Annotated in this window: 20 protein-coding genes; 12 read left to right on the forward strand and 8 right to left on the reverse strand. The window is 59.0% G+C overall.

What is annotated here, in order from left to right; genetic code table 11:
* Nucleotides 1–18 precede the first annotated feature (18 nt).
* The 4 genes from AC2FJ6_RS13080 to AC2FJ6_RS13095 all read left to right on the forward strand — a co-directional run bounded on the left by AC2FJ6_RS13080 (nucleotide 19) and on the right by AC2FJ6_RS13095 (nucleotide 5287).
* Complete coding sequence (locus AC2FJ6_RS13080; protein ID WP_496669269.1) at nucleotides 19–1776, forward strand: type I secretion system permease/ATPase; 1758 nt, start codon at nucleotides 19–21, stop codon at nucleotides 1774–1776.
* Nucleotides 1773–3143, forward strand: a complete 1371-nt coding sequence (locus AC2FJ6_RS13085) for an HlyD family type I secretion periplasmic adaptor subunit (protein ID WP_480859306.1) — start codon at nucleotides 1773–1775, stop codon at nucleotides 3141–3143. The genes AC2FJ6_RS13080 and AC2FJ6_RS13085 overlap by 4 nt, the downstream gene beginning before the upstream one ends.
* Nucleotides 3144–3277: 134 nt before the next feature.
* Nucleotides 3278–4039 carry an HAD-IIB family hydrolase gene (locus AC2FJ6_RS13090; protein WP_496669271.1) on the forward strand — a complete coding sequence of 254 codons (762 nt, stop codon included), beginning with the start codon at nucleotides 3278–3280 and terminating at the stop codon, nucleotides 4037–4039.
* An 18-nt stretch (nucleotides 4040–4057) separates the two neighbouring features.
* Nucleotides 4058–5287: a glycosyltransferase family protein gene (locus AC2FJ6_RS13095; protein WP_480505888.1), complete on the forward strand. Its 1230-nt coding sequence runs from the start codon at nucleotides 4058–4060 to the stop codon at nucleotides 5285–5287.
* On the opposite strand, the gene AC2FJ6_RS13100 is transcribed toward AC2FJ6_RS13095, so the two are convergent.
* Together AC2FJ6_RS13100 and AC2FJ6_RS13105 are read right to left on the reverse strand one after the other, a co-directional pair.
* A complete protein-coding gene (locus AC2FJ6_RS13100; protein ID WP_170773589.1) occupies nucleotides 5271–7007 on the reverse strand; it encodes a sugar phosphorylase in 1737 nt (578 codons plus the stop codon). The genes AC2FJ6_RS13095 and AC2FJ6_RS13100 overlap by 17 nt on opposite strands.
* Nucleotides 7008–7138: 131 nt before the next feature.
* On the reverse strand, nucleotides 7139–7759 hold the full coding sequence (locus AC2FJ6_RS13105) for a TetR/AcrR family transcriptional regulator (protein WP_170773104.1): 621 nt from the start codon (nucleotides 7757–7759) through the stop codon (nucleotides 7139–7141).
* Nucleotides 7760–7951: 192 nt separating this feature from the next.
* On the opposite strand from AC2FJ6_RS13105, the gene AC2FJ6_RS13110 reads away from it, so the two are divergent.
* The 4 genes from AC2FJ6_RS13110 (at nucleotide 7952) to AC2FJ6_RS13125 (ending at nucleotide 11724) form a co-directional block, all read left to right on the forward strand.
* Entirely contained in the window at nucleotides 7952–8881 is a 930-nt protein-coding gene (locus AC2FJ6_RS13110) for an AEC family transporter (RefSeq protein ID WP_496669273.1), read from the forward strand.
* A 105-nt stretch (nucleotides 8882–8986) separates the two neighbouring features.
* Nucleotides 8987–9820 carry an S-formylglutathione hydrolase gene (gene fghA, locus AC2FJ6_RS13115; RefSeq protein WP_170773108.1) on the forward strand — a complete coding sequence of 278 codons (834 nt, stop codon included), beginning with the start codon at nucleotides 8987–8989 and terminating at the stop codon, nucleotides 9818–9820.
* A 3-nt stretch (nucleotides 9821–9823) separates the two neighbouring features.
* The gene (gene sthA / locus AC2FJ6_RS13120; protein ID WP_170773110.1) at nucleotides 9824–11272 is read left to right on the forward strand and encodes a Si-specific NAD(P)(+) transhydrogenase; all 1449 of its coding nucleotides are present in this window, start codon (nucleotides 9824–9826) and stop codon (nucleotides 11270–11272) included.
* On the forward strand, nucleotides 11269–11724 hold the full coding sequence (locus tag AC2FJ6_RS13125) for a YaiI/YqxD family protein (RefSeq protein ID WP_170773112.1): 456 nt from the start codon (nucleotides 11269–11271) through the stop codon (nucleotides 11722–11724). The genes sthA and AC2FJ6_RS13125 overlap by 4 nt, the downstream gene beginning before the upstream one ends.
* Nucleotides 11725–11813: 89 nt before the next feature.
* On the opposite strand, the gene AC2FJ6_RS13130 is transcribed toward AC2FJ6_RS13125, so the two are convergent.
* Entirely contained in the window at nucleotides 11814–13049 is a 1236-nt protein-coding gene (locus AC2FJ6_RS13130) for an MFS transporter (RefSeq protein WP_496669275.1), read from the reverse strand.
* Between the two features lie 147 nt (nucleotides 13050–13196).
* Between AC2FJ6_RS13130 and zapE the strand changes: the two genes are divergently transcribed.
* On the forward strand, nucleotides 13197–14255 hold the full coding sequence (gene zapE, locus AC2FJ6_RS13135; RefSeq protein ID WP_170773116.1) for a cell division protein ZapE: 1059 nt from the start codon (nucleotides 13197–13199) through the stop codon (nucleotides 14253–14255).
* 75 nt (nucleotides 14256–14330) lie between these two features.
* Here the strand turns inward: zapE and AC2FJ6_RS13140 are convergent, their stop codons facing one another.
* Genes AC2FJ6_RS13140 through AC2FJ6_RS13155 form a run of 4 tightly spaced genes read right to left on the reverse strand, consistent with a single transcriptional unit; the run spans nucleotide 14331 to nucleotide 20581 of the window.
* Nucleotides 14331–15605 (reverse strand): bifunctional folylpolyglutamate synthase/dihydrofolate synthase, encoded by a 1275-nt coding sequence (locus tag AC2FJ6_RS13140; protein ID WP_170773118.1) that lies wholly within the window; start codon nucleotides 15603–15605, stop codon nucleotides 14331–14333.
* Nucleotides 15602–16534 (reverse strand): acetyl-CoA carboxylase, carboxyltransferase subunit beta, encoded by a 933-nt coding sequence (gene accD, locus AC2FJ6_RS13145; RefSeq protein ID WP_170773120.1) that lies wholly within the window; start codon nucleotides 16532–16534, stop codon nucleotides 15602–15604. Before accD ends, AC2FJ6_RS13140 begins: the two co-directional genes overlap by 4 nt.
* Nucleotides 16535–16593: 59 nt before the next feature.
* Complete coding sequence (locus AC2FJ6_RS13150; RefSeq protein ID WP_170773123.1) at nucleotides 16594–17496, reverse strand: CPBP family intramembrane glutamic endopeptidase; 903 nt, start codon at nucleotides 17494–17496, stop codon at nucleotides 16594–16596.
* The gene (locus AC2FJ6_RS13155) at nucleotides 17483–20581 is read right to left on the reverse strand and encodes an ABC transporter transmembrane domain-containing protein (RefSeq protein ID WP_170773125.1); all 3099 of its coding nucleotides are present in this window, start codon (nucleotides 20579–20581) and stop codon (nucleotides 17483–17485) included. Before AC2FJ6_RS13155 ends, AC2FJ6_RS13150 begins: the two co-directional genes overlap by 14 nt.
* Before the next feature lie 244 nt (nucleotides 20582–20825).
* Between AC2FJ6_RS13155 and AC2FJ6_RS13160 the strand changes: the two genes are divergently transcribed.
* The 3 genes from AC2FJ6_RS13160 (at nucleotide 20826) to AC2FJ6_RS13170 (ending at nucleotide 23558) form a co-directional block, all read left to right on the forward strand.
* Nucleotides 20826–21584 carry a DUF6478 family protein gene (locus AC2FJ6_RS13160; protein WP_170773127.1) on the forward strand — a complete coding sequence of 253 codons (759 nt, stop codon included), beginning with the start codon at nucleotides 20826–20828 and terminating at the stop codon, nucleotides 21582–21584.
* 10 nt (nucleotides 21585–21594) lie between these two features.
* Nucleotides 21595–21954, forward strand: coding sequence for a hypothetical protein (locus AC2FJ6_RS13165; protein ID WP_170773128.1), 360 nt, complete (start codon nucleotides 21595–21597; stop codon nucleotides 21952–21954).
* 77 nt (nucleotides 21955–22031) lie between these two features.
* Nucleotides 22032–23558 carry an MFS transporter gene (locus tag AC2FJ6_RS13170; protein ID WP_170773130.1) on the forward strand — a complete coding sequence of 509 codons (1527 nt, stop codon included), beginning with the start codon at nucleotides 22032–22034 and terminating at the stop codon, nucleotides 23556–23558.
* A 39-nt stretch (nucleotides 23559–23597) separates the two neighbouring features.
* Here the strand turns inward: AC2FJ6_RS13170 and AC2FJ6_RS13175 are convergent, their stop codons facing one another.
* Nucleotides 23598–24938 (reverse strand): S41 family peptidase, encoded by a 1341-nt coding sequence (locus AC2FJ6_RS13175; RefSeq protein WP_170773133.1) that lies wholly within the window; start codon nucleotides 24936–24938, stop codon nucleotides 23598–23600.
* Nucleotides 24939–24942: the final 4 nt, after the last annotated feature.

Below are 24942 nucleotides of genomic sequence, written 5' to 3' on the forward strand. Positions count from 1 at the left end.
CCGGAAAGGGTCAAAGAAATGTTCAAGCAAGCCAATCCCGTCAAAACTGCCTGGGGGTCACTGCGTAAGGGTTTTGTTGCGGTCGCCTTCTTCAGCCTGTTTCTGAACCTGCTTATGCTGGCTGGGCCGCTTTACATGTTGCAGGTCTATGACCGTGTTCTGACCAGCCAGAACGTTGACACACTGATCGCTCTGTCCGTTCTTCTGGTTGGTGTTTTCATTGTAATCGCCTGCCTTGACCTGATGCGGATGCGCATCCTGGGCCGTCTGGCCGCCCGGTTCGAGCTGACCGTGGGTGCCCCCGTCCTCAGCGCTGCGATGCGCCGCCGGGTGCAGGGCGAAAGCGACGCCGGCGAGCATCTGGTCGAGGATGTCAACGGCTTCCGCGAGTTCATCTCGGGCACGACCCTGATCGCCTTTTTCGACGCCCCTTGGATCCCGATCTATTTGATGGTGCTGTATGTTCTGCACCCACTGCTGGGCCTGCTGGGTCTGGTCGGCGCGCTGACCCTGACCATCATGGCATTGATCAACAACTCGCGCGCCCGCGGCCCGATGGAGCAAGCCTCGCAGGCGCGTGGACGTTCTGACGCGCTGTTCAACACCAGCGACAAGAACGCCGAACTTGTGCATGCGCTGGGAATGAAGTCAGACCTGATGCGCCGTTGGACTGCCTTGCAAGCCGATGCGCACCAGTACAAGACGCGCGCCTCGGACCGTGTGGCCAGCTTCTCGGTACTGTCCAAAACAATCCGTATGGGCCTGCAATCAGCCATACTGGGTCTGGGTGCCGCACTGGCCATCACCGGGGAATCCACCGCCGGTGTGATGATCGCTGCAACCATCGTTCTGGCCCGCGCTTTGTCGCCTATCGACCAGTTGATCGGCCAGTGGCGCACCTTCCTGGCCGCGCGCGGTTCCTATGCCAAGATCAAGAAACTGACCGAGGATTATGCGGAAGCGCCGACCAATCTGAACCTGCCACGCGCATTCAAATCTCTGGACGTCAAAATCGCGCAGGCTGGTCCGCCGCGTGCGATGAACGCCACGGTCCGCGGTATCGATTTCAGCCTGCAACCGGGTGACGTGCTGGCTGTGATCGGACATAGCGGATCAGGGAAGACCACGCTGGGCAAGATGCTGGCCGGGATCTGGTTCCCGCAGCGCGGCGAGGTCCTGCTGGATGGAAGCCCGTTATCGAAATGGAACAACGAAGACCTCGGCAAACAGATCGGCTATCTGCCGCAGGATGTCGAGCTGTTCGACGGAACGATCCGCGAAAACATCGGCCGCTTCTCGATCGCCATCGACGACGCCGAAGTTCTGCGTGCCGCCCGCGAGGCCGGTGTGCACGAGCTGATAAGCTCGCTGCCCGACGGCTATGAAACGCGCATCGGCAAGGGCTTTTTCCTGTCGGGTGGTCAACGCCAGCGTCTGGCCCTGGCCCGCGCGCTCTATGGTGATCCGTTCGTTCTGGTTCTGGACGAACCGAACTCGGACTTGGATGCCGAAGGCGAACAGGCTCTGCGTGACGCTATTCTGGCCGCGCAAGCCCGCCGAGCGATCTCGATCGTGATGACGCACCGTCCGGCCACCCTGCAAGCGGCCAACAAGGTCATGGTGCTGCGCGACGGTAACCAGACCCAATTCGGCGACAAAGACGACGTGCTGAAGGTTAACCGGCGCAACGTTCTTGATACCCCCAATCAACCCGGCGCTGCGACCCCGTCGCCACGCCCTGCAAATGAAATTCAGATCAGCGGAGCAGCCCAATGACAAACTTGGTTCCCCACTCCCAATCCTACGGTGCAGTTGCCTTTCACGAGGCGCAGCTGAAGGAAATCAACGACACCACATCAAATATCGGACGCTATATCCTGTTCGGCGTCTTCACCCTGATGGCCTTTGTCGGCGGCAGCGCCTATTGGGCTCTGGCCTCGAAACTGGACGGCGCAGTAGTTGCCCCTGCCTCGTTCGTGGTCGAAGGCGACCGCAAAACGGTCGAGCATCTGGATGGCGGCATCATTCACGCAATCCTCGTCACGGATGGCGAGTTTGTGCAGGCCGGGCAACCCCTCGTGCGGCTCGACAGCACCGAGATCGACGTCGATCTTAGCGTGCAGGGCAGCCAGTTGGGCGAGCTTTCAGTACGCCGCGCCCGTCTGCTGGCACAGATGAGCGGCCAAGGTCACTTTGACGAAGCTGCCGCATTTGCGGGTTTTCAGGAAGGCATGGAGCGCCTGCATTGGGTCTCGCCCTATCTGACGCAGAAACAACTCTTCGATGCCGAGGCCCGCGCCCGCAACACCGAAGCCCAAATCAACGCGCAGCGCGTGTCGGGTCTGCGTGCCCAGATCGCGGGCTTGAATGAGCAACGCCAAAGCACCCAAAACCAGATCGAGATCACCAAAGGTGAGCTGACCAATCTGGAATCCCTGTTGGCCAAAGGTCTGGTTGCTGTCACCCGTGTCAGCGCGCGCCGGATCGAGTTGGAGCGTCTTAATGGTGTCGATGCCTCGCTGCGCACGCAAATCGCGCAAGCCGAAAACCAGGTGCAGGAACTGGAATTGTCGCTGATCAGCCAGCAGAAACTGCGTGATGAGGTCATCGCCGGAGAACTGGCCGTAGTCGAAGCCCAGCTTGATCTGGTCCGTCCGCAATTTGCAGGAACGCTGGCCCGTCTGAACCGCACGCAGGTTCTGGCCCCGACCAGCGGCCGTGTGGTGAACCTGGCGGTATCAACGACCGGTGGTGTGATCCGACCCGGTGAGCCGATCATGGACATCGTGCCCGCCGATCAGGCCCTGATCGTCGAAGCCCGCGTCAAGACCGGCGACATCGACAAGCTGCATATCGGGCAAACCACGCGCATTCGCCTGTCTGCCTTCGCACAGGCCGATGTTCCCGAAGCCAATGGTCAGATCTTCGACATTTCAGCGGACGCGCTGGAAGACGACCGCACAGGCGAGGCCTACTACAAAGCCCGCGTCAAATTGGACGCCGATCAGCCGCAGGCGATCGCGGCACTGGATCTGGTGCCGGGAATGCCCGCCGATCTGTTTGTGAATACCGGCGAACGGGCAGTCTTTACCTACCTGTCGCAACCTATCAGCGACCGGTTGGCCAAAACGTTTATCGAGTGACCTGGGTATCCCCGCGCCTATTTTTTAGGCGCGGGTTGTTCTTTTGGCGCATTTATCACCGCTATACATTTACTTCGCTGGGGCATGGTTTTCTAATTTCACGATATGAAACTTTGCACGACCCCTCCCCGGCCATGACACGCGCGCCTGATTTATTGGTTTTTTCCGATCTCGACGGGACGCTGCTGGATCATCACGACTATAGCTGGGCAGCCGCCAAACCCGGGCTTCAGCGCCTGTCTTATCTGAAGGCCGGTCTGGTCTTGGCCAGCAGCAAAACCGCGGCTGAAATTCTGCCTCTGCAACAGGAACTCGGGCTTGTCGGGATGCCCGCCATCGTTGAAAACGGCTCGGGCGTTCTATGGCCGGACCAGCCCAATAGCGGCGAAACCTGTTATGCCAAGCTGCGCGCAAGTCTCGCAGAACTGCCCAAGGGATTTGAAGGCTTCGGGGATATGTCCGATAGCGAGATCGCCAATTTGACGGGCCTCGACCCCCAGCAGGCGTCGCTTGCCCGACAGCGTCGGTTTAGCGAGCCGGGCCTGTGGACTGGCTCCACTTCAGGCCTTGAAGCATTCCTTGCTGCCGCGCAGGAACACGGATTGCACGCGCGTCAGGGTGGGCGATTTCTGACCTTGTCGTTTGGCTCGACCAAAGCGGACGCGATGCGCGAGGTTATCAGCCACTTTACCCCTCGTCTGACGATCGCTTTGGGGGATGCTCCGAATGACCGTGAGATGCTGGAGCTGGCCGATCACGGCGTGGTCGTGCACAACCCCCACAGCGCTGGGATATCGCAGTTTCCGTCCGATACCGAAGCCCACATTCTCAGAACAAAACAGGCAGGTCCACAAGGGTGGTCGGACGCGATTTTGGCGCTGACCCGGGATCTTTGACAAAACGAGGCGCACGACATGGCCGATTTTCACCAGAACGGAAACATTACCACTCTGCACAACCTGCGCAGCCGACCCGCTGGCCAGTTGGCCCATGAAATCTCGGTCTTTGCCGAGACGCGCAAGATCACTCTGATCCTGCCCTGCCTCTATTCAGAGTTGGCAGGTCCCGCATTGACCGGGATTTTGCACGAACTGGCGCAAGTGCCCTACCTGCACCGCGTCATTATTGGGTTGGATCAAGCGGATGAGACGCAATATCGCCACGCGCGGGCGTTCTTTGCCGATCTGCCGCAAAACCATGCCGTCATCTGGAATGACAGCCCCCGCCTGACTGCGTTGCAGGCGCATCTGCAAGAACTGGGACTGGCGCCGCAAGAGCCGGGCAAGGGCAAGAATGTTTGGTCCTGCATAGGGTATCTGCTGGCTTGCGCCGACAGTTCGGTGATGGCGATCCATGATTGCGATATCGTGACCTATGACCGGCAAATGCTGGATCGTCTGGTCTATCCGGTGGTGAACCCAACCTTTCCGTTCCAGATGGCCAAGGGCTTTTATCCGCGCATCGGGAACGGAAAGCTGAACGGCCGCGTCACGCGCCTGCTGGTTAGCCCGCTGCTGATCGCGCTTAAAAAGGTGATCGGGGATCGCGACTACCTCGATTACCTGCGCAGTTTCCGCTATCCGCTGTCGGGCGAGTTCGCCATCCGCACCCCCACCCTGCCCGACCTGCGCATTCCATCCGATTGGGGGCTAGAGATCGGCGTATTGTCTGAAGCGTGGCGTAATCTGGCCCCGAAATCCGTCTGTCAGGTCGAGATTGCCGACAATTACGACCACAAACATCAAGACCTTTCGCCCGAGGACGCAAATCGCGGCCTGTCGCGTATGTCCACCGATATCTGCAAGGCGATCTTCCGCAAACTGGCCGCCGATGGCACCGTGTTTACGCCCAATACGTTCCGCACGCTCAAGGCGACCTACTATCGCTCGGCGCTGGATCTGCTCGAGGGTTACTATACCGATGCCAAGATGAACGGGCTGGAACTGGACCGCCACAAGGAAGAGAAGTCCATCGAGCTGTTCGCCGAAAACATCATTCGCGCCGGGCAGGTGTTTCTGGACAACCCGCATGAGACGCCGTTCATCCCTACATGGAACCGAGTGCATTCGGCCGACCCCGAGTTTCTGCTGCGTCTCAAGGCCGCCGTATCCGACGATCTGGACGAATTCAGCCCGCGTTCGTGATCCAGCGGCACTGATACGGAGCCAGAACAATATCCGGGCCGTTGGTGGCTAGGATTTCGCCGGTCAATGCGTCGGTCCAGACCTCTTCGGCGATCATATTGATCTCGGCGGGGCTGACATGGACCAATTCAGCCGAGACATTGTGCAGCGCAAAGATCGACTGGCTGCGATCCAGACTCTGCCGCCAGATGCCAAAGACGCGATCATCCAGCCGCAGGGTAAACTGCGTGGCGTTGGGGTGAAAGGCCGGTTGCTGCGACCGCAGGTGCAGACGTTTGGACAGCTCTGACAATACCAGCGCCTGATTTGACCCCGGATCGGCCAGACGTGCCAACAAATCGGGATAGTGCCAGCGATGCCGGTTGATCGCCCGGTTCATGCCGCGTCGTTCGACCGCCTCGTGATCATTGGGCGTGGCCAGCAGAGAATGGATGTAGAAGGCCGGTATCCCTTCCAAAGACATCACGATGGTCTGCGAACAGATAAACCGTGCCAGATGATATTGATCGGACCCGTGGAACGTCTCGGACATAGCGTCGAAGTAACCGCAGTTAAGCTCATAGGGTTCCTCGCGCCCGTCGGGCAGCGCGCGCATCGAAACCAATCCGCCGATCCGGCGCACCGTGTCGATCATTCGGTCCTTTTCCTCGGGGGGCAAAACGCCCTCGGCGGGGCGCATGCCTATGCCGTCATGGCTGGCGGTGAAGTTTAGATAGGCGCAGCCTAGCTGCGCGGGTGGCATCGCGGCCTGCCATTCACGCAGATATTGCGCCGTACCTGATTGCATCGCATGCAGGATCAAAGGCGGCAGAGGGAAGTTATAAACCGCGTGCGCCTCGTTCCGGTTGCCAAAATAGCTGAGGTTTTCAGTCCGCGGCACGTTGGTTTCCGTAAGCAGAACCAGCGTTTCGGTGGCATAGTCGCACAACAGCCGCAACAATTGCACGATGGCGTGCGTTTGCGGCAGGTGGATGCAATTCGTTCCGATCACTTTCCACACGAACGCCACCGCATCCAGTCGCAGAATACGCACGCCCTTGTCGATGTGCAGGCGGATGATCCGCAGCATCTCGATCAGAACCTCGGGGTTCGAGAAATCCAGATCGACCTGATCGTGGCTGAAAGTGCACCAAACGTATTTCTCGCCCTCGCTGGTATCGACTTGCCGCAACAACGGCGTGGTGCGAGGACGGACAACCGCAGACAGATCATCCTCGGGTGAAGCTTCAAAAAAGAACCGGTTGTGTGGCGGTTTACCCTGCAGATAGTTTGTGAACCACACACCCTGACTTGAAACATGGTTCAGCACAAGATCGGACATCAGGTGGAAATCACTGGCAATCCGAGTGATGTCCGGCCAACCTCCCAGCTGCGTACTGACGCTGTAATAATCCGATACCGCGAACCCATCATCGGAGGTGAATGGAAAGAACGGAAGGATATGAACGCCATTGACCACCCCGTTCAGGTGACGGATCAGAAAATCATGCAGCAGATCAAGCGGCTTGTGCACCTGATCTTCAATCGAATTGCCGTAAGTGATCAGAACGCTGTCTTTCTCGGACCAAAGACCATTGCCCGGCTTGCGTCCTTGTTTGCGACGATGTGTGCCAGTTGGCCAGAACGCCTCGGACACGCGCTTCGCAATGTCCGGCACGTCCTTGTCAGGGTAGATCTGCGCGACAAGCTCAGCCAGCCGGCGCGAGAAACTGGAATTCACACTGGTCAAAAGTTCCGGGCCTTTGGTTTCATACGCCCGATGGTTCGCTATTATTCCGGCGCAGTCAAACCCAGCCTTGAGGCGACGCGCAGAGCCACGTCCCAATGCCTAAAGTTTAACCAAATCCCGACCTATCGAACCCCGTAATTTGCCATGAACATGTCGACCGCCTGCAAGGCGACCGCATCTATTTCGTCCTGCGAAAACTGGTTCTGAATTCCAAAAACGGCCCGCGCCCAGATCCGCACCTTACACAACTCCGAGAACTGCTCGGCCGCGAGTTGCACATCCTCAATCGCCAATTCGCCATTTTTGACTGCCAGTTGCAGATACTCCGCAATGTGGCCGGTACCGCGTTTCGGCCCGGCCTCAAAAAACGCGCGGCCCAGTTCCGGGAACCTGTCGCGCTCGGCCACGCAAATACGGAAAACCTGTTGCGCAAAATCAGATACAAGAAATGCGGTCAACTGTTTGGCCGTGATCAACAGAACGTCGCGCACCGGCAGCGTATCGTCCACCATCGACACGACGTGTTCGGCCATGAGGGTACATTCTGTCTGCGCAACTTCCATGAATAACAGACGTTTATCAGGGAAATAGCTGTAAAGCGTCGCCTTTGACACCCCGGCCGCGCGCGCGATGTCATCAACACTTGCGCCTTCGAACCCATCCGCCATGAACACCTCGCGCGCACCGCGCAATACCTGATCGAACTTGCGTCCGGTGCGCAAAATGGCGGCTGGTTCTGACATGCTCACTCCGTTGATGAAGAGGTTAAAGTTTATAAACCGTTTAGTTCAGACACAACGATTCGCACAAAATGATGCCGCCGAAACCCTACAAAACCGGTAATTTTGTCTAGACGTATCCAACGTGGTCTTTGATCCCCATGACCATACATACGCGGCCTTGTCGTTCTGCCAAACCGTGCTAACACTTCGGCCATGGTCGATATCTTTTTGCGCACCCTGCCTTTTTTCGCGATCATCGGCCTGGGATACTGGGCCGGTCGCACCCGCTTTTTTACCGAAGAGGCGACGGCCTATCTGACAAAATTCGTGTTCTATTTCGCCCTGTCGGCGATGCTGTTTCGGTTTGCCGCCACTCTGCCTTTCGCCGAGATTTTCAACGCGCGCCTTGTCATCGGCTATCTTATAGGCACGGTGGCCGTCTACGGACTGGCCACTTGCGTCGCTTGGCTGCGCGGGCTCGACATTCCAACCGCCGCGGTCGAGGCACAGTGCGCGGCTATCGGCAACGTGGGGTTTCTGGGCCTTCCGATGCTCGCGCTTCTGTTCACCGAGGCCGCGATCGGCCCCGTCATGCTGGTGCTGACCGTTGATCTGGTGGTGTTCTCGTCGCTGATCGTGATCCTGATCCATGCAGGTCGCGACGGGCGGTTGGCCCCGGCCACGTTCAAACTAATCGGACTGGGTCTGGTAAAAAACCCGATGATCGTGTCCATCTCGACCGGAATGCTGTGGTCCGCCATGCAGTTTCCTGTCCCAGCGCCATTGAATGACTTTCTGACCATTCTTGGCGGTGCAGCCACACCCGGCGCGCTTTTCGCCATCGGGGCGTCGCTGGCCTCCAAATCCGCCGAACGGGTTCAGGTCGCCGGGTGGTTGAGTTTTTGCAAACTGGTGGTTCATCCCGCCTGTGTGGCGGTGGCCTTGCTGTGGATCATGCCAATTGCCGCCTTTCCGGCCTCGGTGGCCATTGCCGCCGCTGCGCTGCCGGTCGCCGGAAATGTCTATATGCTGGCCGCGCACTATAACGTCGCCCCTCATCGGGCATCGGCGGCTATCCTTCTGTCGACCGCCGCAAGTATCCTGACCGTTCCACTGGTCATCGCGTGGGTCAGCACGCCCTGATCATCACCTTTCCGAAAAATGCGCGCACCCAGTGTCCACCGCACTTTACGTGCGGCTTTTGGGCGGTTAGCCATGGCGCAACCCCAATGTAAGGACACAAGCCAGATGGAAACCGTTTCGGAAAACACCTGCTTCGGAGGCGTACAGGGCGTCTACCGCCATGCCTCGACCGCTTGCCAATGCGACATGACCTTTGGCCTGTTTCTGCCTGCCGAGGCCAAGGACGGCCCAGTTCCAGTCCTGTGGTATCTTTCGGGCCTGACCTGCACCCATGAAAACGCGATGACCAAAGCGGGCGCGCAGGCGTGGGCGGCAGAACAAGGGATTGCGGTTGTGTTTCCCGACACCTCTCCGCGTGGTGAGGGCGTGGCCGATCACGAGGACTACGATCTGGGCCAAGGTGCGGGCTTTTACGTGAACGCGACCCAAACCCCTTGGGGCCCACATTTCAACATGTGGGATTACGTGGCCGAGGAACTACCCGCCCTGCTGGCTGAAAACTTTGCCATCGACATGGAGCGTCAGGCCATCTCCGGCCATTCGATGGGCGGTCATGGCGCGCTGACGCTGGCAATGAACCTGCCGGGGCGCTATCGCTCAGTCTCGGCTTTTGCGCCGATCTCGAACCCGACGGGGGCCGATTGGGGTCGCAAGCAGTTGAGCGCCTATCTGGGTGATGATGAGGCCGCATGGACCAAACATGACGCCTCGCTGATGATGAAGGAAAAAGGCTTTGACGGCCCCATCCTGATCGACACCGGGGCCAGCGATCAATTCATGGACCTGCTGCGCCCCGAGGCGCTGGCGCAGGCGATTGCTGAGCGTCGCCAACAGGCAACCTTCCGGCTACAACCGGGTTATGACCATTCGTATTTCTTTGTGTCGACCTTCATGGAAGATCATATCACCTTCCACGCCGAGGCGCTGTACGGAGACTAACGCATGAGCGATTTCGACTACGACCTGATCATCATCGGGTCTGGCCCTTCGGGGCGGGCGGCCGCGATTCAGGCAGGCAAACTGCAAAGACGCGTCTTGGTGATCGACCGCAAGGATAGGCTGGGCGGAGTATCGGTACATACCGGCACCATCCCGTCAAAGACCCTGCGGGAAACGGTTCTGAACCTGTCAGGCTGGCGCGAGCGCAGCTTTTACGGCCGTTCCTACAGGGTAAAAGATCAGATCCGGGCCGAAGACCTCAAGGCGCGTCTGCATATGACGCTGGATCATGAGGTGGACGTGCTGGAACATCAGTTCAACCGCAACCACGTGGAAACGCTGAACGGTCTGGCCAAATTCATCGACCCGCATGAAGTTGAAGTTGCGACGGACGCGGGCGAGACTACCCGCCTGACCGCCGCGAAATTCCTGATTGCCACCGGAACCAAGACCTATCGGCCCGATTATGTGCCCTTCAATGGCAAGACCGTGGTCGATGGCGACGATTTCCTTGAGATGGCCGAAATTCCCCGCTCGCTGGTTGTGATCGGGGCCGGGGTGATTGGTGTGGAATACGCCACCATGTTCTCGGCGCTGGACGTGCGGGTCACGCTGATCGAACCGCGCGAGACTTTTCTGGACTTTATCGACAGCCGGTTGATCCATGATTTCACCCATCAAATCCGCGAAAACGGTGTGGATTTACGTCTGGGCTCGGCCGTCGAAAAGATTGAGGATGCCGGAGGTCATGTGGAAGTCACGCTGGACAACGGACGCCACGTGCGGGCAGAGATGCTGTTGTTCGCCGCCGGTCGCATGGGCGCGACCTCGGCCCTGAACCTGTCGGCGGTGGGTCTGGAGACAGATCACCGCAACCGGATCACGGTGGATCGCAAGACTTATCAAACCGCTGTGCCGCATATATATGCGACGGGCGACGTGATCGGGCATCCCTCTCTGGCGTCCACATCCCTGCAACAAGGTCGCGTCGCGGCGTGTCACGCGCTGGAAACCCCCACACTACCGGAAAGCCCGTGGTACCCCTACGGCATCTACTCCGTCCCCGAGATTTCCACCTGCGGCATGTCCGAGGAAGAGCTGCAAGAGCGCGGCATCCCCTATGAGGTCGGCGTGGCGCGGTTCCGCGAAACCTCGCGCGGGCATATCATGGGGCTGGAGCACGGGATGCTGAAAATGCTGTTCTCGCTGAAAACCCGCCGGGTTCTGGGGGTGCAGATCGTCGGTGAAGGCGCGACCGAGCTGATCCACATCGCGCAGGCCGTGCTGAACCTGAAGGGCACCGTGGACTATTTTGTGCAGAACACGTTCAACTATCCGACACTGGCCGAAGCCTATAAAATCGCCGGGCTGGATGCGTTCAATCGGATGCCCATTCCCGAAGAGTTCAAGGTCAAGAAAAAACCCGCAGCAAAACAGGCGAAAAAGGCGTGACCACGCTTTATATCGATGCCGATGCCTGCCCGGTAAAAGCCGAGGCCGAACGTGTGGCGACCCGGCACAAGGTACCGATGGCGCTGGTGTCAAACGGGGGGCTGCGCCCCTCGGCCAATCCTTTGGTGCAGGTTGTGGTCGTATCCAAGGGCGCCGATGAGGCGGACAAGTGGATCGCGGAACGCTGCGGTGTCGGCGATGTGGTGGTAACGTCCGACATCCCGCTGGCCGCGAAATGCGTCGAAGCCGGGGCACGGGTTCTGCGCCCCAATGGCGAGGCCTTCACCGCCGCCAATATCGGCCAGCAACTGGCGATGCGTGATCTGATGGCCGACCTGCGCGCCGCCAATCCGCTGGGCGCGGGTGGCGGAGGGAAACCCTTCGGCAAGGCCGACCGATCCCGGTTTCTGGATGCGCTAGAGCGAGAGCTACGGGCGGCGCTGCGGGCGTAACCCTCCCGCCGGTCGTCAGCGCATCAAAGATGCGCGTCCTCCCGTTGGGCCAAGCAGCGCGTGCCGCGCTGCGGGTTTTAGGGCCATGGTCACGCCGGAACAGGGGTCCGGTTTTCGCGGATGGGCAGGTGGACAATGGCGCTGAACGCGCCGATGGCAACGCCGATCCACCAGACCATCGTGTAGTCGCCATAGGCGTCATACATCCGCCCTCCTAGCCAGATTCCCAGAAAACTACCGATCTGGTGGCTGAAAAAGATGATCCCGTAGAGCGTACCCATATAGCGCAGGCCATAGAGATGTGCGACCAGCCCGGATGTAAGCGGCACCGTCGCAAGCCACAGGGAACCCATAACCAGAGAAAAGACGACGACTGAAAGCGGGGTGATGGGAAACACGATGAACGCCGCGCCCGCCAATGTCCGCGCGGTGTAGACGCCCGCCAGAAGGTATTTCTTGGGAAAATGGTTGCCCGCCCAACCTGCCAGCAGAGTTCCGGCGATATTCGCCAGACCGATCAGGGAAATCGACACGGCACCCAGAGCAGATGTGCTGGTGATCCCGACGGAATGCAGGATGCCTCCGGGTTGTATCGGCCCGCACATCTCGGTCACGAAAGCAGGGAAGTGGGCGGTGATGAAGCCCAATTGGTAGCCACAGCTGAAGAAGCCCAGAAAGATCAGTGCGTAAGATGGGTCGCGGAAAGCGCGCGCCAGGATTTCCCCCATGCTGTCCTGCAACTCTTCCTTGGTGGCCGCTTGCGGCGCGCGCATGAAGGGCAAGGTCAGGACAAGGGCCAGAATAAGCAGCGCGAAGATGATGAAAACCTGCTGCCAGGGCAGAAAGCTCAGCATCCATTCGGCTGCGGGGGCGCCAAGGAACTGTCCAAAGCTGCCCGCTGCCGTCACGATAGCCAGAGACATCGAGCGGTTCTTATCCGAAGACGCCCGCCCGACAACAGCCAAGATTACACCAAACCCGGTTCCGGCAATGCCAAAACCTACAAGCCAAGCGTATAGTTGATGTTCGAACGGTGTCACCGACCACGCGGTCAGGACCATGCCCGCGGCATAAGTCAGCGCTCCAAGAACAATCGCGCGCCTGTCACCAATTTTTTCCGCAAGCGCACCAAAGATCGGCTGACCGATCCCCCAGGCCAGGTTCTGAATCGCAATCGCCATCGAGAAGTCGGTGCGTAGCCAGCCGAATTCGTCGGCGATCGGAATCTGGAACACCCCGAACGACGCGCGTACCGCAAAGCTGACCGTGATGATGATGCAGCCAACGATCAGGATCGGGTTCAGCATTCGTTCATATTGCGGCATTGGGCCCTCGGACGGTTCGGTCCATGGACGGTAGAGGAAATCTTGACGTGGTCAATTCAGGAGTTTTGGGACTTCGGATCAGCAAAATTGATGCGTCGCGGGAATGGCCGCTTTTCAACGGGCTGCGCGGCGGGTATGCCTCGGAATATGACGGATTTGATTTCGCTTTACGAGGCACGCATTGCCGATGGCAGACTGACCCGAGACGATGCGCAAGAGGCTGTTCTTCCTCATTTCGAACGTATCCGTCAGGCTCTGGCCGCCCCGGTCAAACGCGGATTTTTCCGCAAGGCCCCACCTGTACCGCAGGGGTTGTATCTGTGGGGCGGCGTTGGGCGCGGCAAGTCGATGCTGATGGACATGTTTGTTGATGCGCTGGAGGATATTCCCGCACGACGCGTTCATTTTCATGCCTTCATGCAGGAAATCCATGCCGGGATGCACAAAGCCCGCGCCGATGGCGTCGAGGATGCGTTGGCCCCGGTGGCCGATGCGGTTGTGAAATCCGTCCGCCTGCTGGCTTTTGATGAGATGCAGATCACCGACATCACCGATGCGATGATTGTGGGCCGTTTGTTCGACCTGCTGCATGCGGGCGGGGTGGCGGTGATCACGACCTCGAACAGGCACCCGGACGATTTGTATAAGGATGGCCTGAACCGGCAGCTGTTCCTGCCGTTCATCGCGCATATCAAGGAACAGCTTCAGGTATGGGAGTTGGTCTCGCCCACCGACTATCGCCAGAATCGTCTGGAAGGAGCGCCGGTCTATTTCACCCCGATTGGACCTGAGGCGCGGCAGAGCGTTCGGGCTGTGTGGCAGGACTTGTCCGGAGGTCAGGCCGATCCGTTGGTTTTGCAGGTCAATGGTCGCGCGGTCGAGCTACCGGCGTTTCGGAATGGGGTGGCGCACGCCAGTTTCTATGATCTGTGCGGGCGGATGTTGGGGCCTGCGGATTATCTGGCCATTGCAGAAGCCATCAAAGTGCTTGTGTTGGAGGACATTCCCCGCCTGTCGCGCAACAATTTTAACGAGGCGAAACGCTTTGTGACGTTGATTGACGCGCTTTACGAGGCGAAGGTGCGATTGATTTGCTCGGCGGCTGCGGAACCTGAGATGTTGTATGTCGAGGGTGAAGGGACGTTTGAATTTGAACGGACTGCGTCGCGTCTACGTGAGATGCAAGCACAAGATTGGGGGACATAGGGGGCTCTGCCCCCGACGCGCTTGGCGCGCCTCCCCCGGGATATTTTTGGCCAGATGAAGCGGCGCGGATCGGTGTTAGCCGTTTTCGCGCAGGATGTGACCAGCCAGATAGAGCGAGCCGCAGATCAGGACGCGGGCTTGCGGGTCATCAGTGACGATGGCGGTCAAGGCATCCATGACACTGTTTGCAGTAGCGGCCGGCAGATTGACTTTGGCGGCCGCGGATGCGGTGTCTTCAGCGCTAAGCGTGGCGGCTTCTCCCGGTATGGAAACGGCAGTCAGGCTTTGGGCCTGTGCGGCCAGTGGAGCCAGGTATCCGGTGACGTCCTTGGTGTTGAGCATCCCGCAGATCATATGGGTGGGGCATTTAGGCAGTTTCGCCAGCACATCGGCCAAGGCGATCCCGGCGGCGGCGTTGTGGCCTCCGTCCAGCCATAGCTCGGCTTGGGGAGCGGCATCAACGAGCGGGCCGGTTTTCAGGCGCTGCATCCGGGCTGGCCATTCGGCGCGGGTGACGGCGGCCTCATAGGCGTCATCGCCCAGGTTCAGGTGGCGCAGGACCGCCAGCGCGGCACCTGCGTTCTGGATCTGGTGCGCGCCCAACAGGTTTGGCAGAGGCAGGTCGCGCAGACCCGTTTCGTCCTGATAGATCAGGCGTCCGTTTTCCTCGTGTACATGCCAGTGCTGGCCGTAAACCAGCAGCGGCGCGCCAAGACGGGCGGCGGTGTATTCTATGACCTCGAGCGCCTCGTCTGGTTGGGGTCCGACGATGCAGGGCACGCCGGGTTTGATGATCCCGGCCTTTTCCGCCGCGATCTTGCCCAGCGTATTGCCAAGGAACTGTTCGTGGTCGATGGACACGGGCGTGATCACCGTAACTGCGGGTTCGTGGATCACATTGGTGGCGTCTAGACGCCCGCCAAGACCCACTTCGAGCAGAGTGTAATGGGCCCGTGTGCGCGCAAAAGCCAGAAGGGCGGCGCAGGTCGTGATCTCGAAATAAGTGATGTTTTCGCCGTTATTGGCGGCGTAACATTCGTCGAGCACCTCGGTCAGGGCCGGTTCCGAGATCAGCTCTCCGGCCAAGCGGATACGTTCGTGGAACCGGGCCAGATGCGGCGAGGTATAGGCATGGGCCGACAGCCCTGCCCCTTCGAGCCCTGCGCGGATCATCGCCTGGGTTGAGCCTTTGCCGTTGGTCCCGGCGATATGGATCGCCGGGGGCAGCATTTCTTGCGGGTTATCCAGCGCGGCCAGCAGACGCCACACCCGATCCAAGGTCAGGTCAATGATCTTGGGATGCAGTGCCATCATCCGGTCGAGGATGACGTCAGAAGACGGTGAGGTCATTTTTCGTCCGCAGGTTCAGCCAGTGCTTCGGGCTGTGCTTCTTCCGGAGCTGGCGCGGGCAGATCGCCTTTCACTGCCGGCGGCTGGTTCAGCAGCATCCGGGTGATGGTGATCAACTCGTCCCGCATTTCGGTGCGCTTGGTGACGCGGTCCAGCATACCGTGATCCAGCAGATACTCAGCGCGCTGAAAGCCTTCTGGCAGTTTTTCACGGATGGTTTGTTCGATCACGCGCGGCCCGGCAAAACAGATCAGCGCGTTGGGTTCGGAAATGTGCACGTCACCCAACATTGCATAGGACGCGGTGACGCCACCGGTGGTCGGGTGAGTTAGGACGACGATATAAGGCAGACCCGCCTCTTTCAGCATCTCGACCGCCACAGTCGTGCGCGGCATTTGCATCAGGCTGAGGATGCCTTCCTGCATCCGCGCACCCCCAGCAGCAGAAAACAGGATCAACGGGCGTTTCAGCTTCACAGCCTCTTGCGCGGCGGCGATGATGGCGTTGCCAACATACATGCCCATCGAACCGCCCATGAAGGAAAAGTCCTGCGCCGCAGCGATGATCGGAGTACGGCCGATTTCACCAGCAGCGACCAGCATCGCCTCTTTCTCGCCGGTCTTTTTCTGCGCCGCCTTCATGCGGTCGGGGTATTTCTTCTGATCGCGGAACTGCAGCGGGTCGTCTTTGGGCGCAGGGACCTCTACCTCGGTAAAGATACCGCCGTCGAACAGGTGAGCAAAGCGTTCCCGTGGGGTGATCGCCATGTGATGATCGCATTGGGTGCAAACATTCTGGTTTGCCGCCAGTTCGCGGTGAAACAACATCGTTCCGCATTCATCGCATTTGTGCCAAAGGTTTTCGGGAACCTCGCGGCGCGAAAAGATCGAGTTGATCCGGGGGCGGACGTAGTTTGTGATCCAGTTCATGTCGGAACCTTGCTAATGCGGCTTTGACGTCAAATAAGGCGCAACGGAAAGAAATGCAATCAACGCCTGAGTGCCAGGCGCGCGGTCAGCCAACTGACGGTCATGATGGCGAAATCCACGTAAAGCCATTGCCGCAATATACCGGTATCGGACATGTCGTAAGGCAGGTGGAAAAGGGCAAGGCCGCTTAGGCTGTCGGGCAACGATATGAACAGCAACGCCACGGTATTGTTGAAGAAATGGAGTGCTATCGCAGGGCCCAACGTGCCTGAGCGCGCGGTGAGATCAGCCGCGAAAACGCCAAACATGATAGACCAAAGCGCAATCAGCCCGGCGTTCCCTTCGGCGGTACCGGGGGCGTAGTGGCCTATTCCGAACAGCAAAGATGGGACGAGTATCCACACCGCAGGCGACCGGAATCGCGCAGCGAGGGCTTGTTGCATATAGCCGCGAAACAAAAACTCTTCTGCGCTGGTTTGAATCAGAACTGCACCTAAAGACAGGGGCAGAAACAACAGCCATGTCGACAAGGCCAGATTCGGAACGAAAGCGGCCCCCATATCATATGGCGGCAACACCGTGATGACGACACCAAGCACCACCAATGCGCGCAAGACGACCCAGAACTGTGCAACACTTTGACCTAGTGGGCCCAAAACAGACGCGAGCGACCTTTGGTGAAGACGGCGGACCGCCAGTCGAACGCCCAATGTCACAAAGGCGAAACTGCTCAGCAGAACCAACATGGACAACGGTGAGGAACCGGACAAAAACGCCTCGGCCCATTCGTAGGACCCTATAGCTGAAATGACGATCAGAAGCGCCAGATTCAGGGCAATGACAACGGCTGCGACGATGCCCAACCCCGCCAACAGACGCCAAATCTCAGCGCGCGCCCGAGCCGGGGCCACAAGCTGTTCATGCGACCCGTAGCGGGGCGAGCTAATCTCAGGCACGTTCATTTACGCTCTCGGGCTGGCCGGGATCTTCCAGGAAGATGGTTGGGTCCTTGGTCTCGTTCACCCGGTTGGCCAGTGAGGTCAGATACCCGGCAACAGTTTCAAGCAACTGAACGGCAACACCCGCGTCGCTGTCGACCACGGCGCGGAACTCTTCGGCACCAATGCGCAGGAAGGAACACTCCTCCAGCGCCACAAGGTCCAACTGACGGGGGTCCCGAGTGATGATGGACAAATCCCCGATCAGACGGCCCGGTTCAATAACCGAAACCTGCCGCGAGGTGCCGCCCTCGATGGGCCATTCCAGGCTGGCTCGGCCCGAGATGCAAAGATAGGCCGCATCCGGTGCCTGACCGCATGAAAAGATGACCTGACCAGCCGTGGCATGGTACCATTGCGCCGAAAAAGCCAGCAGGCGCTGGTTGCGGCCATCCATGCCGGCGAACAGCTCGGTCGAGGATATGATCTTGAGCTTGCGGCTGAGATCCTCAGTCGTGTCCACCTCGTCCAGGGTTCGCGTCTTGGAGACGCCGTCGATACGGCCATCCTTGATCTCGACAAACAGGTCGTAAGCCTCGGGATGGGCAAAGTGATCTTCCATGAAGATCATGATCGAGTCGGGCAACAGCTCTCGCAGTTTCAACCGCGTCCGCAGTCGGCTTTCGGAATCGTGGCTGGCCAGCGCCTTGTCCAAGATTAAGACATCGGGCCGCTTGATTCCAGCGCGCGAAAAGGCAGCGCGCTCTTGAAACACCGTCGGCAGGTTGTTTCCGCCCAGCCCCGAGGGCAAGTCATAGATGATCGCCGCCGCACGACGGCGCAGACCGGCCTCGTTCAAGATATCGGCCACCACATCCTCGATCTCATCCGCATGCGCGCCCGCCATCAACGAGATACGGCCAAAGAGCGCATTCTCAATAACCGTCATACGCTCGATATAGGTGTCAGGCGTGACGGGGATGAACATGCCCTTCAGATGCGCGCGCAGACGGTCCGCCTGTCCGCTGCGGATGGCCAGAATTTTCTCTTTGTATTCGTCGGGGAAATCGGGACCAATCTGTTCCGCCGTCAACAGGAAAGGAACGGTCAACAGCAGCGCGCGTTCCTGATCGGTGATCCCGGCCTCACCCTTCAGCTTGCGCCGTTCCTCGATATCCAGCAGGCGGTAATACATGTCCTTGGTCATGCCCAACCGCAGGAATAGCGGGTGATCGGTGCCATCCCGTCCGAAAGTTCGGTTCAGTGTCTTCAGCACCGCGCTGGAGATCCCCATCGCGTCGTCATCCAAATCATGTGCCCGCAACATCGACATGAACCGCCGGTCGCCCGCCAGAATATCGGGCGAAATATCATGCGACGGCGCGGCGTAAAGCAGGTTGCCCCCCAATGGAACCGCCGGGTTGAACAGATCCGGGTCGAAGCGGTAGACATACCGGTCCAGCCCCTTTTCCTGTAACCGCTCGGCCACGCGGCCGCGCAGATCGACAATTTCACGCGCCAACGACGGGTGCTGCACCGGATCGAACTGAGACCGCAACGTCCGACGGAACATGAACTCGTCAATGCCCATGGATTCGACCAGCTGGAACCACCAGTCCCGGATGTCGTCGATATCCTCTAACCCGGCCAGCGCGGGATCGATCCACTCGTCCGACAGGGAATCCACCGGGTTTCCGGCGCGTTCCGCTTCGATCTGCCAACGTGTCGGCGCTTTTTTGGCCTCTTCTGCATGTTTCGGACGGGTGCGCAGGGGCATCAGCAGATTGTCCCCCAAGGTCCCGTCGAACAGATAGGGCCGCGAATAGGCATAGCCTATCCGGGCCGCGATCACCGCCTGATGCAACCCTTGCAGATCGTGCCCGCCAATGGTCACATCGCCTTGCACCGGAAGCAACTCGCGCGTGAGGACCTGAGCCAACGCACTGCGCTCGGCCGCGTTCGAGGATTGGATCGCAACCCGCGCGCCCTTGGGGATCGTCAGGTCGATATCTTCAAGGATCGTTTTGCCGTCATCGTCGCGGACTGTCACGTTGCGCAACTGAATTGCGCCCGTAAGGTGTGGAATCGTTTCTGGCTCGCCCACGAACAGGTTTTCTGGAATCATATTGTCCGGCGCAAACCGCTCGGTCACGATTTCCCAGCGCAGAGACATATCCTGCACCTGATTGTAATAGGTCAGCAAATCCTTCCACGGGCCGCTCAGATCCTTGTAGGCCCCCAGCGCCGCAACCAGCGCGCCCACCGTAACCTCTCCCTTGATCGCCAGATAGCCGCCAACCGAATAGAACAGGAACGGCGTCATCTGAGTGATCATATTGTTGAGAAATTTCATGAAGAATTTCTTGTTGTAGATCTTGAACCGGATCTCGAACAAGGTGCCCAACCGATGACTGAATAGCGCCAGACGATATCGCCAGCCCCCATTGGTGCGTAGATCACTGATGCCCGCGGCACTTTCGCCGATTTCCGAACTCAGATGACGCACCTCCTGGATGCGGTCCTTGTTCAGCAGGTTGATCTGCCGTTGCAGCTTGGGAATGATCCACGCTTGCAGCGGGATCAGCGCGATGCTGGCCAATCCGAACCAAACGCTTTGCATAAACAGAAAGGTGACGATGGTCATCATCTGCCCGAACTGGAACACCGGCTGGGCAATCGCATCGCCCATCAACCCGCCCATCGGCTCTGCCTCGGAGGTGATCATCGACACCAGCTCACCCTGGCTGGTGGTCTGGAAATAGGATTTTGGGAAGCGCATGGTACGGTGGATCAGTGTAAACCGCAGCCGACGCAGCATCCGTTCGGCCAGAACGCCCTTCATCGTGTTGATGCGCATTTTCATCAGCCCGCTGATGATCACCGTCAGCAAGAACGCGCAGCACAGAATCAAGAGATACTGGACCTGTGTGAACGAGATCCCCAGCACCGTCACCGTATCGCTGGGCGCACCGATGGCATCGTTGATGATCTGCTTGGGCAACTCCAACGAGGCGTAGAGAAACGGGAAGGACAGAACCGTCAGCACCAACAGCACAATCTGTTGTTTCTTCGAATACTTCCAAATGAACGAAAAAAGAGTGGGTTCCATACCCCGGCCTTGCCTCAAGTTTTTTGATACGCGCTTTTTCGGATGATCTACAGCAATCAGGTGCCGGACGGTACGCATTGGTCCACGCGATTGCAAGAACGGCCCTGCGGGTATCAGATCGCAACCCGCCTGCCCAGCCGAAATCCGATTGTTCCGCCGGAATTAACGCGATATTTCCGGGTTTCGGCTTTATCCTAACCACCGTCATTGACTAAACAGTGGTCAACAAAAGATGACGGGGACCATGGGCAAATTTCTGGATCGCTATATTTTCCGCAAGGTGCAGGCCCGTTGGCGGCAGGCCGCACAGAAGGCCGGGCACACCCCCCCCACCCAGTTGCGCCACCAGCGAGACGAAGCGCGCAAGCTGCGCGCCGATCTGGACCGGTTGATCCATGCGGCGGATGGCCGTTTGACGCGGCCCCTGATCGGATCAAACCAATTCGCCAAACCCCTTGGCACAGATTGGAGCTGGCGCCCCGACCTCTGGCGCGAACCGCTGTCGCGCAGCGGCCTGGCCTCGGCTCCGCGCAGAACGCCGTTGGACGACCAAACCACCTTGTTTCACGACTGCGCGCTGTCGGAAATCAGCCTGCGCCAGACGCGCAACCGGCGCGACAATGATCTGGCACCCTTTGGGCTCAGCCTCGAGGTGTTCGAGTTTGCCGGCTCCTTTCTGTCCCTGTCCGTCGCGTTGCCCGCAGATGCCGCGCAGGGTCTGACCAAGCAGCACCTGATACGGGTCGATGCGCAGATCGAGGCGGAACGCGATACACACGGAATGGCCCGTTTGAACATCCAGCACGGCCCCAATACCGAACAGGTTCTCAGGGAGTTAGACCCAAACCGAACAGGCGGGGTCGATTTCGATTTGGCCCACCTCCCCTTGAACGAGCGGCGGATCGACAAGATCTGGCTAGATCTCATCTTTGACGCCCCGACGATGAACCGCATTTTTGTGCGCGAACTGACCTTCTGCCGCCACCATCGCGCCGATTTATGAGGCCCATATCATGACGCACCCCATCCTGACGCCGCTCAGACTGGAAAACGGAATCTGGCAAGGGCTGATCACATCCTCAGCCGAGCCGCACGTCTCAGTTCACTACCGGGATGAGGTGTTGGACGGCGTAACTCTGACCGCCTCGCCCGATGGCTGGGCGCTGACTGTACCCATCCCGATCTCGGCTCTGTCGGACGGGGTGCACAGCTTTGTAATTCTTGATCGGGACAGTTCGGAAAAACTGGGCGATTTCACCATCATTGCAGGGGTTCCTGCGGCGGACGATCTGCGGGCCGAGATTGACCTGCTGCGCGCGGAACTGGACCTTCTGAAACGCGCCTTTCGCCGGTCGCAACAGTCCGATACCTGACGCCTGCGACCCAAGCCCCTATCTTTCCAGCGTTTTCCGTGCATCATGAACCGATAGGCGATTGGTGGAGTATTGGTATGGACCGGACGAGTATTATCAAGGTCATCGCCCTGATGGTGACAGGGTTTGGCATCGGGATCGACTTTACCGGCGCCTTGATACTGGTCCCCGCGATCGAAAACAGCTTTGACGCGGACATCACCTCGACCCAATGGGTGTTAAACATCTACGCCCTGTTCTTTGCCATGACCATGGTGGCCGGAGGCCGGATGGGGGACATGTTCGGCCACCGCAAAATGATGCTGATCGGGCTGTCGATCTTTCTGTTTTCTTCGGTCATGTGTTTTCTGTCCCCCAGCCTCGATTTCCTGATCCTCTCGCGCGCCTTGCAAGGTATCGGCGCAGGTTGTGTTTGGCCTTGCGCGCTGGCCTTTGGCGCCACCAAGATCGCCAAGCCTGAACAGCGGGCCTTGGTCATGGGCATGATCTTGGCGGGTGTCACCAGTGGCAATGTGTTTGGTCCCTTGATCAGCGGCGCAGCGGTCAGTTTCGGTGATTGGAGGCTGTTCTTCCTGGCCAATGTCATATTCTCGACCATCTCGATGATTACGGCACTGATCCTGATGGAGCGTGAAAAACAGCACAAACAGGGTGAGCATCTGGACATCGCCGGAATGGTTCTGTTGTCCTTGGCGGTCCTGCTGCTGCTTTACGGGCTGGATGTGGGCGCGGATTGGGGTTGGGCCTCGCCGCCACTGCTGATGGTGTTCTTCGTCAGCGCCGTGCTGTTCCTGTCTTTCCCCATAATCGAAAAGCGTGTGAAAGAGCCGCTGCTGCTGCCCCAAATGATGCAGAACCGAGAGTTTCTGATCACGCTGGGTCTGAACATGTTCAACGTCTCAGCCGCCTTTGTCGGGCTGCTGTATTTCCCGCAATATATGCAGAAGGTTCTGGGCTGGTCGGTCTTTCATTCAGCGCTTGGGCTGGCCCCGCTGACTTTACTGTTGGCGATCGGGTCGATCGTTTCTGGGACGCTTTATAACGACTTCGGGCCGAAGCGGCTGTTGTTCTGGGGCTATCTCATTGCCACCATAGGGGCGCTCAGCATCGTGGCGATGCCTACAGGGCTGGGCTATTTCCAGATCCTGCCCGGCATGGCCATGATCGGGCTGGGCGCAACGCTGACAGTGGGGCCATCGGGTACGGCTGCGGTCAGTGCGGTCAAACCCGAACGCGCCGGGCTTGTTGGCGGGTTAAGCTTCATGACCCACCTCGTCTATGGTGCCATCTCAGTCGCGTTCGCCACCGCGATCATGTATGCCACCAGCCTCTCCAGCCTTGGCAAACAGCTTGCGGTGGATGGCATCAAAATGTCCGAAGCGGATCAAAGGGCCATCAACGGCGGCACGCTGACCACCGATTCCGCCAAAGCCGTGATGGCAAAACTGACCCCGGCAGAGACCGAACAGGTGAAAACCGCCATCGCATCGGCGTTCGACAGTGGCATGAACATGGCCTTTGTCTTCGCCGCAATCTCGGTCTCGGTCGGTATGATCCTTGCGACGATGCTGGATGAAGAGAAGCTGCGGAAGGTCGAAAGCTAAGTTCATAAGAAAAGGGCCGCCCTGGAGCGGCCCTTCGATTTACTGGGACGGGCCGTTGGGCCGGAAGGCCGACAGACCTTTGAGGATGTCGATGGCATAGGCCAATTGGTAATCCTCTTCCCGCAATTCGGCGGTTTCTTCAGCCTTGGCGCGGTCTTCCTCGATCTGACGGATCTCATCCTCGCTGAGGCTGTCATTGTTCAGGCTGCCACGCAGATCGGCCTCGGACCGGGTGCGGGGGTTGGTTTCCTCTTCCTCGGTATCCGCTGTACGACGCGGTTGTTCAACAATAATGTCCGGGCTGACCCCAAGCGCCTGGATCGAGCGTCCCGACGGCGTGTAATAGCGTGACGTCGTCAGACGCATCGCACCATCCCCGCGCAGCGGCATGACCGTCTGGACCGAGCCTTTGCCAAAGCTCTTTGTGCCCACGACAATCGCCCGGCGATGGTCTTGCAGCGCACCCGCCACGATTTCCGAGGCCGACGCTGAACCGCCATTGATCAGCACCACGATCGGCTTGCCTTCGGCCAGATCACCGGCGGTGGCGTTGAACCGCTCACCCTCGCCCGGATCGCGGCCACGGGTTGAAACGATTTCGCCCTCGTTCAGGAATGCGTCTGAAACCTTGATCGCCTGCGTCAGCAGACCACCGGGGTTGTTGCGCAGGTCCAGAACAACGCCGTTGACTTTGTCGATGCCGCCGATCTCTTCGATCTGCTCGTTCAGGCCCTCTTGCAGGTTGGGGAAGGTTTGGTCGTTGAACGTCGTCACACGCAGAACGACACTGGTACCTTCGGTCCGGGCGCGCACGGCAGTCAGCTTGATCGTGTCGCGGACAATGGTGATGTCAAAAGGCTCCTGCTCGCCCTCACGAACTACGGTGATCACGATTTCCGAGCCCACCGGCCCGCGCATCAGATCGACCGCCTTGTCCAGCGTCAGGCCCAGAATGCTTTCGCCATCCACATGGGTGATGAAATCGCCCGCTTCGATCCCGGCCTCATCCGCCGGAGTGTCGTCGATGGGTGAGACCACTTTGACATAGCCTTCTTCCTGCGTAACCTCGATCCCCAGCCCGCCAAACTCACCACGCGTCTGCACGCGCATCTGTTCCGCATCGCTGGGCGACAGGTAACTGGAATGGGGATCAAGCGAGGTCAGCATTCCGTCAATCGCGGCTTCGATCAGATCTTCGGGCTCAACCTCTTCGACATATTGCGAACGGATACGCTCGAAAATGTCCCCAAACAGGTCGAGCTGCTGATAGACGCTCGCCTTGTTCTCGGCCTCTTGCGCCAGCAAGGGGCCTGCAATCTGAGTGGTTGCGATAATGCCTGCCACGGTTCCGGCCAAACCGGCCATCACAAATTTCTTCATACTC

The sequence above is a fragment of the Ruegeria sp. CDSA089 genome, assembly GCF_059612205.1.